The organism is Nonomuraea sp. NPDC050643, assembly GCF_040654715.1.
GTDB lineage: Bacteria > Actinomycetota > Actinomycetes > Streptosporangiales > Streptosporangiaceae > Nonomuraea.
Genome location: NZ_JBFAIM010000021.1, coordinates 143221 through 157055, shown reverse-complemented (window position 1 = coordinate 157055; position 13835 = coordinate 143221). Strand labels below are relative to the sequence as shown.

The 13835-nt window shown below is 71.1% G+C and carries 13 protein-coding genes; 2 read left to right on the top strand and 11 right to left on the bottom strand.

Translation table 11 applies throughout. The features are described 5' to 3' along the window. Positions 1-2: 2 nt before the first annotated feature. Genes AB0I15_RS28305 through AB0I15_RS28285 form a run of 5 tightly spaced genes read right to left on the bottom strand, consistent with a single transcriptional unit; the run spans position 3 to position 5746 of the window. Positions 3-1172, bottom strand: coding sequence for a Xaa-Pro peptidase family protein (locus AB0I15_RS28305; protein WP_358101746.1), 1170 nt, complete (start codon positions 1170-1172; stop codon positions 3-5). Continuing rightward, positions 1169-2023 (bottom strand): ABC transporter permease, encoded by an 855-nt coding sequence (locus tag AB0I15_RS28300; RefSeq protein ID WP_358101744.1) that lies wholly within the window; start codon positions 2021-2023, stop codon positions 1169-1171. The genes AB0I15_RS28305 and AB0I15_RS28300 overlap by 4 nt, the downstream gene beginning before the upstream one ends. After that, positions 2020-2973, bottom strand: coding sequence for an ABC transporter permease (locus AB0I15_RS28295; RefSeq protein ID WP_358101742.1), 954 nt, complete (start codon positions 2971-2973; stop codon positions 2020-2022). The genes AB0I15_RS28300 and AB0I15_RS28295 overlap by 4 nt, the downstream gene beginning before the upstream one ends. Positions 2974-2978: 5 nt before the next feature. Beyond that, positions 2979-4538 carry an ABC transporter substrate-binding protein gene (locus AB0I15_RS28290; protein WP_358101740.1) on the bottom strand — a complete coding sequence of 520 codons (1560 nt, stop codon included), beginning with the start codon at positions 4536-4538 and terminating at the stop codon, positions 2979-2981. Further along, the gene (locus AB0I15_RS28285) at positions 4538-5746 is read right to left on the bottom strand and encodes a membrane dipeptidase (RefSeq protein WP_358101738.1); all 1209 of its coding nucleotides are present in this window, start codon (positions 5744-5746) and stop codon (positions 4538-4540) included. The genes AB0I15_RS28290 and AB0I15_RS28285 overlap by 1 nt, the downstream gene beginning before the upstream one ends. Positions 5747-5876: 130 nt before the next feature. Between AB0I15_RS28285 and AB0I15_RS28280 the strand changes: the two genes are divergently transcribed. Both AB0I15_RS28280 and AB0I15_RS28275 read left to right on the top strand, forming a co-directional pair. Next, entirely contained in the window at positions 5877-6878 is a 1002-nt protein-coding gene (locus tag AB0I15_RS28280) for an ABC transporter ATP-binding protein (RefSeq protein WP_358101737.1), read from the top strand. Further along, positions 6862-7851 carry an oligopeptide/dipeptide ABC transporter ATP-binding protein gene (locus tag AB0I15_RS28275; RefSeq protein WP_358101735.1) on the top strand — a complete coding sequence of 330 codons (990 nt, stop codon included), beginning with the start codon at positions 6862-6864 and terminating at the stop codon, positions 7849-7851. The genes AB0I15_RS28280 and AB0I15_RS28275 overlap by 17 nt, the downstream gene beginning before the upstream one ends. 1 nt (position 7852) lies before the next feature. On the opposite strand, the gene AB0I15_RS28270 is transcribed toward AB0I15_RS28275, so the two are convergent. The 6 genes from AB0I15_RS28270 to AB0I15_RS28245 are packed head-to-tail and all read right to left on the bottom strand — an operon-like array spanning position 7853 to position 13626. Continuing rightward, positions 7853-9421, bottom strand: coding sequence for a SpoIIE family protein phosphatase (locus AB0I15_RS28270; protein ID WP_358101734.1), 1569 nt, complete (start codon positions 9419-9421; stop codon positions 7853-7855). Beyond that, positions 9414-11072, bottom strand: a complete 1659-nt coding sequence (locus AB0I15_RS28265; protein WP_358101732.1) for an ATP-binding protein — start codon at positions 11070-11072, stop codon at positions 9414-9416. The genes AB0I15_RS28270 and AB0I15_RS28265 overlap by 8 nt, the downstream gene beginning before the upstream one ends. Then, the gene (locus tag AB0I15_RS28260; RefSeq protein WP_358101730.1) at positions 11059-12066 is read right to left on the bottom strand and encodes an ATP-binding protein; all 1008 of its coding nucleotides are present in this window, start codon (positions 12064-12066) and stop codon (positions 11059-11061) included. The genes AB0I15_RS28265 and AB0I15_RS28260 overlap by 14 nt, the downstream gene beginning before the upstream one ends. Beyond that, a complete protein-coding gene (locus tag AB0I15_RS28255) occupies positions 12063-12464 on the bottom strand; it encodes an anti-sigma regulatory factor (RefSeq protein ID WP_358101728.1) in 402 nt (133 codons plus the stop codon). Before AB0I15_RS28255 ends, AB0I15_RS28260 begins: the two co-directional genes overlap by 4 nt. Continuing rightward, the gene (locus AB0I15_RS28250) at positions 12461-12826 is read right to left on the bottom strand and encodes an STAS domain-containing protein (RefSeq protein WP_358101726.1); all 366 of its coding nucleotides are present in this window, start codon (positions 12824-12826) and stop codon (positions 12461-12463) included. The genes AB0I15_RS28255 and AB0I15_RS28250 overlap by 4 nt, the downstream gene beginning before the upstream one ends. Continuing rightward, the gene (locus AB0I15_RS28245; RefSeq protein ID WP_358101724.1) at positions 12826-13626 is read right to left on the bottom strand and encodes an STAS domain-containing protein; all 801 of its coding nucleotides are present in this window, start codon (positions 13624-13626) and stop codon (positions 12826-12828) included. Before AB0I15_RS28245 ends, AB0I15_RS28250 begins: the two co-directional genes overlap by 1 nt. Positions 13627-13835 lie beyond the last annotated feature (209 nt).

Sequence of the window (13835 nt, the reverse complement as noted above, 5' to 3'; positions counted from 1 at the left end):
TTTCAGATGATCACGTCGGTGAGCTCACGCGGGTACGCCGTGAGGCGGCTCGGCCCGGACTCGGTGACCAGGACGGTGTCGGAGATGCGGTAACCGGCGTGGCCGGGCACGTACACGCCGGGCTCGCTGGACAGGATCATGCCGGGCGCCAGCACGGTCGCGTCGCCGTCCGACAGCCACGGTGGTTCGTGGAAGCCGAGCCCGATGCCGTGCCCCTGCCGGTGGCGGATGTGCTCGCCGAGCCCGGCCTCCTCGATCACCTCCAGGCAGCGGCGGTTGGCCTCCTCGCAGGAGACGCCCGGGACCAGCGCCTCGGTGCCCAGCTCCTGCGCCTCGCGGACGACCTCGTAGTAGCGGGCCTGCCGGGTGGTGGGCTCGCCGAGGACGAACGTGCGCTCGCTCTCGACGAACCGGCCGCCGACGGCGCAGCCGAGCGACAGCATGAACGTCTCCCCCGCCCGCAGCCGGTCGCCGCCCGGCAGCCGGTGCGGCTGGGCCGAGTTGGGGCCGCCGTAGACGAGGCCGCCGGTGAGCATGGGCACGACGACGACGTCCTCGTGCCGGGCGTACATGAGGCGGGAGCCGTGGGAGATGACGTGGGCGGCCAGTTCGCTCTCGGCGGGCAGGTCGCCACCCGCCTCGACGGCCGCCCTGACCAGCTCGACGCCGGCCTCGATCATCTGGTCGGCGATGCGGGCGGCCTCCTCGTGCAGCGCGATCTCGTCGGGGAGCTTGCGCAGGCGGGCCCGGCCGACCGCGCCGGAGACGCTCCAGCGGGTGGCCGGGAACGCCGCGGCCAGCCCCTGGGCCCGGGCGACGCTGGTGGAGGGCGCGTACGCGGCCGTGTCGACGCCCGGCACGTGCCCGGCGAGCACCGCGAACGGCGACCGGATGCCAGGGAACTCGGGATAGGCGACGATCTCGGCGTGAACGCGCTGGTCGTGGGCGTACTCGCGTTCCAGGTCGGGCACGAGCAGCACGGGGTCGCCGTCGAGCGGCAGCCAGCAGGCAACGGGCCGCTCGTTCGGGAAGTGGTGGAAGCCGGTGAGGTAGGCGACGTCGAGCGGGTCGTCGAGGACGAGGGCGGCCACGCCGTCGGCGGACATCTCCGCTCGTACCCGGTCGAGCACGGTCGTGTAGAAGCCGCCGGGCAGCCGCTGGGAGAAGGTCATGAGTCGTTCCTGTGGTCGCGGGCGTCGTTGTAGGCCACGGAGAGCAGCGTCGTGGACAGGACCAGCAGCAGGATGGCCAGGGACGGGAACAGCGTGGTCCACCAGGCGGAGGCCAGCGCGCCAGACTGCTGCGCCTTGTGCAGGATCGTGCCCCACGACCAGCTCGAGGGATCGCCGAGGCCGAGGAAGGACAGCCCGGCCTCGGCCAGCACGGCGCGCGAGGTGGTCAGCACGACCGACACGCCGACCACCGGGATCACGCCGGGCAGCAGGTGCTTGCGGACGATCCACAGTGGCGAGCCGCCGACGACCTTGGCCGCCGACACGAACGGCATGGGCACGATGGACAGCGCCTGGGAGCGGACCACGCGGGCCACCTCCGGCCAGCTGAACAGCGCGATGACCACGGCCAGCGTGCGCACGCTCGGCCCGGCCAGCGCGGCCACCAGGATCATCAGCGGCAGCACGGGCAGCGACAGCGACAGGTCCACGAGCACGCCGAGCGGGGTGTCGAGGCGGCGGAAGTAGGCGGCGCTGACGCCGATGAGCAGGCCGATGACGATGGCCAGCACGGAGGCGCTGACGCCGACCGCCATGCTGACCCGGGTGCCCCAGACGACCTGGGCGAACACGTCCTGCCCGATGTCGTCGGTGCCGAACCAGTGCGCGGCCGAGGGCAGCTGCGAGGTGTCGGCGCCGTACCCCTCGGGGAAGGGGGCGATCAGTGGCGCGAAGATCGCGACGAGGGCGAGCAGGATCAGCAGGATCCCGCTGGCCACGCCGAGCGGGTTGCGGCGGAAGGAGGACCAGGTCCGCTGCCGCGGCGTGAGTTCCATGGCGAGCGCCGTCATGAGGTACGCACCCTGGGGTCGAGGATTCCGTAGGCCACGTCGGTGATCAGGTTGGCCGCCACGACGGCGGCGGCGAGCAGCACGAACGCGCCCTGGAGGACGGGGAAGTCGAGCTGGCCGACCGCCTCGAAGATGGCGCGGCCGATGCCCGGGTAGGCGTAGATCGTCTCGGTCAGCACCGCGCCGCCGACCAGGGTGCCGAGCTGGAGCCCGGCGATCGTGGTGGTCGGCAGCAGGGCGTTGCGCAGGGCGTGCTTCCACACGACCGCGCCCGGCCGCACGCCCTTCGCCTTGGCGAGGGAGACGTAGTCCTCTCCGAGCGCCTCGATGAGCGTGGTGCGCATGGTCAGCACGTAGCCGCCGAGCTGGATGAGCACCAGGGACAGGCAGGGCAGCACCAGGTGGTGCAGCATGCTGAGCGTCGCGGCGAAGCCGGTGGCGTCGAGGTCGACCGCGCCGCCGATGGGGAACCAGCCCAGCCAGAGCCCCAGGACGTACATGAGGAAGATCCCGACGCTCGGCACGAACAGGGACTGCGCGGTGACGCCGGTGATCTGGATCAGGCGGTCCGCCCAGCCCCTGGCCCTGGTGGCGGCGAGCACGCCGAGCGGGATGCCCAGCGCGATCGTCGTCACCATGGCCGAGGCCGTCAGGATCAGCGTCCACGGCAGCCGCTCCATGAGCACGGTCGTCACGGGGATCGACTGCCGGAAGGAGATGCCGAGGTTGCCCTGCAGGAGCTGGCCGAGATAGTCGAGGTACTGCGCGCCGAGCGGCCGGTCGAGGCCGAAGTCGGCCAGCAGCTTCTGGCGCAGTTCCTCGGTCATGTTCGGGTCGGCCACGGCCAGCACCGGGTCGCCGGGCAGCAGGCGGACCAGGAAGAACGTCACCGTGACCGCGAACCACAGGGTGAGCAGGCCGCGGGCCAGCCGTAGGCCGATGAACCGCATGGCGATCAGCCCGCCGGCTTGGCCGCGGCCAGGGAGAGCGGGTTCAGGATGGACAGCAGTTCGCTGGGCATCGGCTTGAACCCGGTCCACCGGGTGGAGTGGGCGATGTTGAAGGTCTCGACGTACAGGACGTTGTCGTAGACCTGCTCGTGGATGATCCTGGCGGCCTCCTGGATCGGCGCCCTGGCCTCCTCAGGGGTGAGCGCCCGCTGCCCCTTGTCGATCAAGCCGTCCAGCTTGGGGTTGCTGACCTGGGCGTAGTTGATGAACCCGCCGCTCTTGAAGGCCAGCCCGAGGTTGGCGGGCGGGTTGTCCATGACCGCCCAGGAGCCGGCGTAGATGTCGAAGTCGCGCTTCAGCGTCTTGTCCAGGTACGTGTTCCGCTCCAGCCCCTGCAGCTTGATCGTGATCCCGGCCTTCTTCGCCGAGTCGCGCACCATGGGGGCCCAGCGGGCGATGTTCGGGTCGGCCTGGTCGTAGACCATGCTCAGGCTCAGGTCGGTGACCCCGGCCTCGGCCAGCAGCTTCTTCGACTGCTCCGGGTCGAAGACGTACTCCTTCGACGACGGGTCGGCCCAGCCCGGCAGCGCGGGCGTCAGGACGCTGGAGTTGGTGGACTTGGCGAAGCCCTTGAGCGCGATGTTCCTGATGGCCTCGTAGTCCACGGCGTGGGCGAGGGCCCGGCGCACGCGTACGTCGTCCAGCGGCTTGCGCTTGGTGTTGTACTGCAGGTGCGCCCAGCCCAGCGACGGGATCTGCTGCAGCGTGACCTTCGGGTCGCTCTTCAGCTCGGTCGCGGTGGCGGGCGGCAGCACGTTGCCGATGAGGTCGATCTCACCGTTGCGCAGCGCGAGGACCTCGGTGTTGACGTCGGGGAAGACCCGGAACACGACCTCCTTGACCGCCGGCTGCCCGGGGCCGAAGCCGTCGACGCGCTGCAGGATGTAGCGCTGGCCGCGCTCGACCTTGGTCAGCTTGAACGGCCCGGCGCTCACCCAGTTCGCGTCGTTGGCGAACTTCTGCACGCTCGGCGCCTTCTCGAAGACGTGCTTGGGCACGATCGGCAGCCAGAAGCCCACGTTGTCGAGGAACGTGCCGTCGGGGCGGGTGAGCTCGAACCGCACCTCCGTCGGCGAGACGGCCTCGGCCTCGTCCAGGGCGGTGATGAGCCCGGCCACCACGCCGAACTTCTCCTTCTGCACGGCGGTCACCGAGAACACGACGTCGTCGGCGGTGACGGGCTTGCCGTCGGACCACTTCATGTCGTCGCGCAACCTGACCGTGGCGGTCTTGCCGTCCTCGGAGTAGGACCACTCGGTCGCCAGGTACGGGATCCGCTTGCCGGCCTCGTCCATCTGGGTCAGGTGCGGGTACATGAGGTTGGTGACCCACGAGTCGGTACGGCTGTTGCCCACCAGGGGGTTGTAGTTGACCACGTCGGCGGTCGTGCCGATGGTCAGCCGGTCGGCGGTGGCGGGCGCCGCGGAGCTCGACGAGCCGGGCACGCTGGGCGCGCAGGCGGTAAGGGCGACGGCCAGCGCCGCGAGGATGACTCCACGTCTCATCAGATCCAGACCTCTTCCAGCACGCGCATGACGTTGCCGCCGACGACCTTGGTGATCTCGTCGTCGGAGTACCCGTGGGTGACGAGCCAGGCGATGATGTTCCAGAAGCACTCGGCCGGGTTCTCCAGGCCGTCCACGTACGCGACCTTCTCGTACGGTTGCCCCGCGTGCGCCTCGTTGAGCGACAGGTGCTCGGCGAACGTGTCGTGCAGCCCCACGTGGTCGCCGAACAGCGTGTCGGGGCCGAAGGCGACGTGGTCGATGCCGACCAGGTCCACGCAGTAGGTGAAGTGGTCCATGACCGACTCCAGGCTGTGGCGCGGGTGGTCGGGTGACAGGGTGGTGTGCGGGGCCGCCTCCAGGCCGATCACGCCGCCGCGCTCGGCCGCCGCCTGGATGACCGCGTCGGGCTTCATCCGGTTCGTGGGCCAGACCGAGCGGGCGCCGGCGTGGGTGATGAGGATCGGCTTGTCCGAGTGGCGGATGGTGTCGAGCGAGGTCTGGTCGCCGGAGTGGGAGACGTCGATGGCGATGCCCAGCTTGTTCATGCGGCGCACGGCCTTCTCGCCGAACAGGGTCAGGCCGCCGTCGCCGCGCTCCTTCAGGCCGCTGCCCAGGGTGTTGGCCTCGCTGTAGGCGATGCCCATCTGGCGGACGCCGAAGCCGTACAGCATGTCGATCCGGTCGACCTCGTTCTCGATCATCGTGGCCGCCTCGAGGGCGAGCACGAGGCCGATGCGGCCGCCGGCGTGCGCCTCGTGCACGTCGGCCAGGCGCTCGACCTTGATGAGGAAGTCCTGGTGCGCGATGTCCGACAGCCGCATGCCGATGTCGGCGATCACGTCGTTCCACTTCCAGCCGGCCTGGCTGGTGATGCAGCAGGTGCCGTCCATGAGGTTGTCGAAGACGACGGTCATGCCGGAGCGGGCCAGGCCCTCGTACCCGGTGTGGTGGCGGGCGGTGCGGTTGTAGTCGACGGTTTGGCTGATGTCGTCGGGGAAGACGGACGGGTGGTCGTGCAGCGAGACGACCAGGCTGTCGGTGAGCAGGCGCCGGACGCGCTCGCGCTGCTCGGAGGTGAGCTCGGGCCCCTGGTACGCCGGGACCCGCCCGAGCTCGGGCGCCAGGTCGAACCGGCGGTAGTCGGCGCCCGCCTCCAGGTAGTCGTAGGAACGGTAGCCCTTATAGCTCTTCGCGGCTTCCAGCACTTGTTATCCCCTCTTGTCCGATTGCCGGAAGCATGCCAGGATCGGGCGCGAAAGACAATATTGAAGTTGTTTTCCGGCAACACAGCCGATGTTAACGACAAGTTTCGTCACCAAGTTCGGAGGGGGTGTGGTGACCGAACCACCGGTCCTGGAGATCCGCGACCTGCACGTCACGTTCACCGCCCACGGCCGCGAGATCCCGGCGGTGCGCGGCGTGGACCTGACCATCGAGCGCGGCCAGACACTCGCGCTGCTCGGCGAGTCGGGCTCGGGCAAATCCGTCACCGCCAAGGCCGTCATGGGCCTGCTCGACCAGCCGAACGCCCGGGTGCGCTGCGCGGCGGCCCGGCTCGGCGGGCGTGACCTGCTCACCATGTCCGCCGACGAGCTGCGCGGCCTGCGCGGCAGCGCGATGACGCTCGTCTTCCAGGACGCGCTGTCGGCCCTCAACCCCGTGCTCAGCGTGGGCGACCAGCTCGGCGAGCTGTTCAGGGTGCACCGGGGGCTGTCGCGCAGGCAGGCCAGGGCGCGCTCGATCGAGCTGCTCGACCTCGTGGGCATCCCGGCCGCCGCCCGGCGCGTCGGCGACTACCCCCACCAGTTCTCCGGCGGCATGCGGCAGCGCATCCTCATCGCCATGGCGGTGGCGCTCGAACCCGACCTGATCATCGCGGACGAGCCGACGACCGCGCTCGACGTGACCGTGCAGGCGCAGATCCTCGAGCTCATCGACCGGCTCCGGCGCGAGCTGGGCACCGCCGTGCTGCTCATCACCCACGACCTGGGGGTGGCTGCCGAGGTCAGCGACCGGGTGGCGGTCATGTACGCGGGCCGCATCGTGGAGAGCGGCCAGGCCGAGGAGCTGTACGACCTGCCCGCGCACCCGTACACGGGGGCCCTGCTGGCGGCCGTGCCCGACCTGGAGAGCCCGGCCTCGGAGCTGCGCGCCATCCCCGGCGCCCCGCCCAGCCCCGCCGACGTGCCGCCCGGCTGCTCGTTCGCGCCGCGCTGCGACCGCGCGAGCGAGCTGTGCGCGAGCACCCGCCCCCCGCTGCGGCTCCTCGACACCGGCTCCAGCCGGTACGCCGCCTGCCACCACTCGGAGGAGATGCTCCATGGCGCCCTCGCCTGAGCCCGTGCTGCGGGCCTCGAACCTGCACAAGACCTACCGCGGCGGGCTGCTGTCCAGGGGCGGGGCCGTCCGCGCCGTCGCCGGCGTGGACCTGGAGCTGCACGCGGGCGAGACCCTCGGCATCGTCGGCGAGTCCGGCTGCGGCAAGTCCACGCTGGCCCGGATGCTCGTCGGCCTCGAACGCCCCGACCAGGGCGAGGTCACCTTCCGCGGCCGGCCCTTCTTCACCCGCGGCGGCGTGCCGCGCGACATCCGGCGCCGCGTCCAGATGGTCTTCCAGGACCCGCTCACCTCGCTCAACCCCCGCATGACCGTGCACGACATCGTGGCCGAGCCGCTGCGCGTGCACCGGCTGGCCACGGGCGCGCGGGCCACGCGGGAGCGGGTCGGGGAGCTGCTGACGCTCGTGGGCCTGTCCCCCGACCGGATGAGCCGCTTCCCGCACGAGTTCTCGGGCGGCCAGCGGCAGCGCGTCGGCATCGCCAGGGCGCTGGCCACCGAGCCCGACGTGATCGTGTGCGACGAGCCGGTGTCGGCGCTGGACATGTCGGTGCAGGCGCAGGTGGTCAACCTGTTCGCCGAGCTGCAGCGCACGCTCGGGGTGGCGCTGGTGTTCATCGCCCACGACCTGGCCGTGGTGCGGCATGTGTCCCACCGGGTGGGGGTCATGTACCTGGGGCGGATGGCGGAGGTGGGGCCGGCGGCGGGGGTGTACCGGGAGCCGGCGCACCCGTACACGATGGCGCTGCTGTCGGCCGCGCCGGTGCCCAAGCCGCGGCTGCGGGGACGCTCGCGGATCATGCTGGCCGGCGACCCGCCGAGCCCGGTCGCTCCGCCGCCGGGATGCCGCTTCCACACGCGCTGCTGGAAGGCCACCGGCAGGTGCGCCGAGGTGGAGCCGGTGCTCGAAGCGGTGGGCGACCACTACGCCGCCTGCCACCATGCCGAACGCGCTGCGGAGCGGGCCTCCTGACTCACGCCTCCCGGCGTACGACCACCAGGGCGACGTCGTCCTCGCGCGCCCCGAACGCCTGCAGCATCCGGTCGGCGAACTCCTCCAGGTCGTCCTCCACGACCTCGGCCAGCCGCCTCGCGTGCTCCAGACTGTCGTCGAGCGAGATGCGGCGGTCCTCCACGAGCCCGTCGGTGAACAGCAGGATCGTGCCGCCGGGCGGCAGCTTCACCCGGTCCACCTGGTACACCTCGGGCAGCGCGCCCAGCAGCAGGTTGCCCAGGTTGTGGTAGACGGAGCCGGTGCCGGCGAACAGGGGCGGGATGTGGCCGGCGTTGGCCACCTCGACCTCCCCCGTGGCCGGGTCGATGAGCAGCAGGCACAGGGTGGCGGTCATGCGCGGGTGGTAGCGGCGCATCATCTGGTTGAGCAGGTCGAGCGAGGCGCTCAGGTCCACCTGCCCGATGAACGAGGCCCGCATCGCGTGACGCAGCTCCGCCATCACGGTCGCCGCGTGCAGCGAGTGACCCTCCACGTCGCCGATCGCCACCAGCACCCGCTCGTCGATCGGCAGCACCTCGTAGAAGTCGCCGCCCACCTCGATGTTGTCCACGGCCGGCTGGTAGCGCATCGCGACCCGCAGGCCGGGCACCTCCGGGATGCGGGTGGGCAGCAGGCTGCGCTGCAGCGTCAGCGCGATCGCGTGCTCCTCGGTGTAGGCGCGCAGCGCGTCCACCGCCAGGGCGAGCTGCTGGCCGAGCTGGCGCAGCAGGTTGACCTCGTCGGCGTCGAGCTCGGGCTCGGCCTCCACCCCCAGGTAGACGGGCGAGCGGGCGTTCTTGGTCCGGCACAGCACGCCGGTGCTGCTGCCCTCGATCTGCACGTCGGGCACGAGCCCGCGCCAGTCCTCCGCGCGCAGCGTGAACACATGGGTGCGCGCGGACTCGCGCACCACCATCCGGCTGAGGCGGTCGAGCAGGTCGGGGCCGGCGACGTGGGCGGTGGCCGGCTCGCCGGGCCGGGCGCGGAACCGGCGCGTCCGGCCGTCGGGCAGCAGCGCCAGCGTGCCGGAGAAGCGGCCCAGCACCTTGGCCGCGCCCTCCACGGCGACCGACAGCAGCCGGTCGAAGGACTCCGCCTCGTTCATCAGCAGCGTCACGTCCGCCAGCCCGGCCAGGCGCGCGGCCATGGACTCGGCCCGCCACCGCGCCCGGTAGTAGCGGAGCATGGCCTCCACGATCGCGGCGAACTCGGCCGGCTCGATCGGCTCGGCCAGGTACGCGTCCGCGCCGCGCTCCAGCCCTTCCGCGCGCTCGCTCACCGAGATGGCGTTGGCCGACACCTGGATGACGGGGATCGCGGAGGTGGCCGGGTCGGCCTTGATCCGCTCGCACACCTCGTAGCCGGGGATGTCGGGGAGCCGCACGTCCAGGACGATCAGGTCGACGTGCCGGACGGCGAGCGTCTGCAGCGCCTCCTCACCGCCGGTCGCCTCGATCACGCGATGGCCGGCCCTGCGCAGCCAGCTCGACAGGATGTAGCGCTTGGTCGGCGTGTCATCGACCACCAGGACGGTCGCCTGCTCAATCATCCCACTTCCCTCTCGCGCTGCGGATGGCCTGGAGCAGGTTCTCCCTGCGCAGCCCGTGCTTGGACAGCACAGGCCGCCCGTCGGGCGCGTGCTGCGGCGCGATCGTCACCACGACCACGGGGATCCGGCTCAGCCTCTCGTCCTCGGCCATGCGCTGGAGCAGCACGTTTCCGTCCACCCTCGGCATGAGCATGTCGACCAGGATCACGTCGGGCGGGCGGGCCGACATCAGCTCGAGCGCCGCGGCCCCGTCGGCGGCCTCCTCCACGTGGATGGCGAACCCGTGCAGCATGCGGCGGGCGGCGGCGCGGAACGCCTCGTCGTCGTCGGCGATGAGCACCCGCTCCAGCTCCGGCGGGCCGCCGTAGTGCGGCAGCCGCAGCGTGGCCGTGGTGCCCTCGCCCGGCGTGCTGGCCAGGTCGAGCGTGCCGCCGAGCGCCTCGGCGAGCCTGCGCGCGTACGGCAGGCCCAGGCCGGTCCCCCTCGATCGGACCTGCAGCGAGTGGGGCACCTGGAAGAAGTCCTCGAAGACGCGGTGCAGATGCTCCTGCGCGATGCCGATGCCGGTGTCGGAGACCGTGATGACCGACTCGTCCTTGGCCGGGTCGAGGCGGGCCGTGAGCGTCACCTCGCCGCTCTGGGTGAACTTCAGCGCGTTGGACAGCAGGTTGCGCAGGATCCGCAGCAGCATGCCCTCGTCGGCGTACAGCTCGGCGACCTCGGGCGCCACCTCGTGGCGCAGCTCGACGCCGGTGCGCTGACTGGTCGGGCGCATCGTCATCTGCAACTGCCCGGCCATGCGGGCCAGGTCCACCGCCGACGGCTGCGGGTCCAGGCGGCCCGACTCCGCCTTGGCCATGTCGAGGAGCTCGCCGACGAGCTCGAGCAGGGTCTCGGTGGAGCTGCCGATGAGGCGCACCTGGTGCTGCTGCTCCTCGGTGAGCGGGTCGCCACCCGGGCCGATCAGCAGCCTGACCAGGCCGATCACCGAATTGAGCGGGGTGCGCAGCTCGTGGCTGACCGTGGCCCAGAAGCGGTTCCTGGCCTCGCCGGCCTCGCGGAGCAGGCTGGACTTCTCGTCCAGCTCGGCGTACAGGGCCACCACGCCCCTGTTGGTCTCCTCCAGCTCGTTGGAGAGCTGGTTGTACATCGCCAGCACGCCCGAGTTCGTCTCCTGCAGCTCGGCGTTGAGCCGGAGCACGTCCTCAAGGGTCTCGGCCAGCTCCCGGTTCTGCTCGCGCAGCTCGTCGAGGGCGGAGATCGGCGCGAGCCGGGCCAGCTTGCCGCGGATCTCCTCGATCGGTACGGGCCGCAGCCGGGGCCGCAGCGTCTTGGAGAGCGTGACACGGCCGTCGTCGAGCGTGACCTCGTCGACCAGCCGGCCGGCCAGCATCACGCCCTCGGAGCCGGCCAGGTCGGCGCCCTCGAAGTGCTCCAGGGTGATCAGCAGCTCCCGCTCACCGAGCTCGATCACCGCGTTCGCGCCCGGCCCGAGGATCTCCCTGCCGACCTCGCTGAGCGCGGTGGCCACCCGGATCTGGTCCTGCGACTCCAGCCCGGCCAGCTCGGCGGCGGCGCGGCCGAGACGGCGCAGCACGAAGACGTCCTGGTCGGCGGCGATCCTGAAACGGATCAGCTCAACGTTCGCCATGGCCCGGCCTCGCGGTCACCACGCACGCGTCGTCCCGCCGGCTGCCGGCCTCGCGCATCAGCCCCGCGGCCACCACTGCGGGCGTGCGGGCGAACAGGCCGGGCGTGGCCGCGGGATCCCAGCGGTCGGTCAGCCCGTCGGTGTGCAGGATCACGGTGGCGTAGCCGGGCAGCTCGTACGCGAACTGGCGCAGCCGCCCGCCCTGGTATCCGGCGATCCCGGGCACCGACACCATGCCCTGGCGCCCCTCGGCGTGCGCGACCCAGCCGGAGACGTTGCCGAGCCCGGCGTACAGCACGCCGTCCCGCTCGACGCGGGCGACCGCGACCGCTCCTCCCCTGGTGCCGCTCAGCCCGGCGTGCAGGCGGCGGACGATCTCCACCGGTTCCTGCTCGTGCATCTCGAGAAACAGCTCGACGGCCCGTTGCGAGACCTGCGCGGCGATGTGGCCGTGCCCCAGCCCGTCGCAGACCAGCAGGGTCGTGGCCGTCTCGGTCTCGGCGATGGCGTAGCCGTCGCCGCACACCGTCTCCTCGCCGATCGGCCGGGTCAGGCCGCTGGCCCGCAGCGGCGGGCGGTCCGCCTGCTCGGCGGTGAAGTGCAGGGCGAGCACGGTGCCCTTGCCCGGCAGGGAGTGCACGTCGTAGCCGGTCGCGATGCGGGCGATCGCGCCCAGGCCGATGCCGAGCGTGCCGGAGGTGGAGTAGCCGTCACGCAGGGCACGCGTCACGTCGGCCATGCCGGGCCCCCGGTCCAGGGCGATGAGCTCCACGGTGGCGGGGGCCTCCGGATGCAGGCGGACCATGACAGAGCCCTGCATGGCGTGCTTGACGAGGTTGGACACCGCCTCGCTGACGGCCACCGCCGTCTGCCCGATCATGAAGGAGTCAAACCCGGCCTCCTCGGCCAGTTCGACGGCTCGCCGGCGCACGGCGCCGACGGCGCTGGGGTCCTCCGCCCGGACCCACTCTCCCATCCGCCGGCTGGTCGTCACCTGGCCCACTTCGTCACCGTCACCGTCGTGCCCTTCCCCGGCGCGGAGATCAGGTCGAACTCGTCGACCAGCCGGCGTGAGCCGCTGAGGCCGAGCCCCATGCCGGTGCCCGTGGTCCAGCCGTCGACAAGGGCCTGCTCAATGTCGGGAATGCCCGGCCCTTCGTCGCTGAAGACCAGTTTGAGGCCGCGCCTGGGCCCGTTCTCGACGACCAGGATACGCACGTCTCCCCCGCCGGCGTAGACCAGGGCGTTGCGGGCCAGCTCGCTGGCCGCAGTGACGATCTTGGTCTGGTCGACGAGGGACAGACCGGTCTCGACGGCGACGCTCCTGACCGCCTGGCGGACGGCGACGACGTCGGCGCTGCTCGCGATGGCCATCTCGCGCTCGGCGGTCACGGCGTCGCGCCCTTGATGTGGTCCAGGAGCGCAACCCCCTTCTCCAGGTTGAGCGCGGTACGGACGCCGCCGAGCGAGAGCCCGAGTTCGACCAGCGTGATCGCCACGGCGGGCCGCATGCCGACGACCACGGTCTGCGCGTCGAGCATGTCGCACATCGCGGCGATCGTGGCCAGCATCCGGCCGATGAAGGAGTCGACGATCTCCACGGCGGTGATGTCGATGATCACGCCCCTGGCGCCGCTGTCGACGACGGCGTCGGCCAGGTCCTCCTGCAGGGCGAGCACGCCCTGGTCCTCCAGGTCGATCTGGATGGAGACGATGAGGACGTCGCCGAGTTTGAGGATGGGAACCCGCTGCACTACGCCTTCTCCGCTCGAATGGCGATGCGTCCGCCCTGCTTGCCGCTGACCTGGATCCCTGCCCGCTTGAAGGCGTGGGCGAGCGCGTCGGCGAGCGAGGACTTGGTCACGATGTCGCCGAACTCGATGCCGAGCGTCACGATCGTGTGCGCGATCTGCGGGCGGATGCCGGAGATGACGCACTCCGCGCCCATCAGCCGGGCCGCGACGATCGTCTTCAGCAGGTGCTGGGCGACCTGGGTGTCGACGGCCGGGACGCCGGTGATGTCGATGACCGCGTGCTCGGCGCCGGTGTCGACCAGCGTCTGGAGCAGCTTCTCCATCACGACCTGGGTCCGGGCGGAGTCGAGCGTGCCGACGAGCGGCACCGCCACGATGCCGTCCCACAGCTTGACCACCGGGGTCGACAGCTCGAGGAGCTGCTCGGCCTGGTCCATGATGATCTTCTCGCGGGCGGCGGCGTAGGTCTCGAACGTGAACAGCCCCAGGTCGTCGATCAGCCTGGAGAACCAGATGAACCCGCGCATCGCCTCGGCCTCGGAGTCGGCCTCGACGAGCTCGTACAGCGCCTCTTTCAGGCCGAAGACGGCCCTGGCGGTCTCGGCGGGGGTGAAGCCGGCGCGAGCCTGCGTACGGGACAGCCCGGCCAGCAGGCCACGAACGTCGGCGTAGTCGTTCTTGCCTTCGTCGAGCGCGGCGAGCAGTGCCCGGTAGAGCTCGACGAGCTCCTCCGACGGCAACTTGGCGATCTGGGCCCAGCGACGGATGATCTGCTCCTCATGAGCGCGGAGCAGCTCCACTACACGTTGCCTGGCTTCATCGGCTTGAACGGACAAGGATCACTCCAGAGAGGGCGGCTGGCAATGTGCTCGTATGTTAGTGCGATTTCTCGGACATCAGGGACTCCCGATTTCGTGACCTCTTGACGGGGTGGTTTTCTGGGTAGGGGGATGGTGGAGGGCTTTTGATGACATGGTGTCGTCATCAGCTTGACGCCGGCCGCCGACGT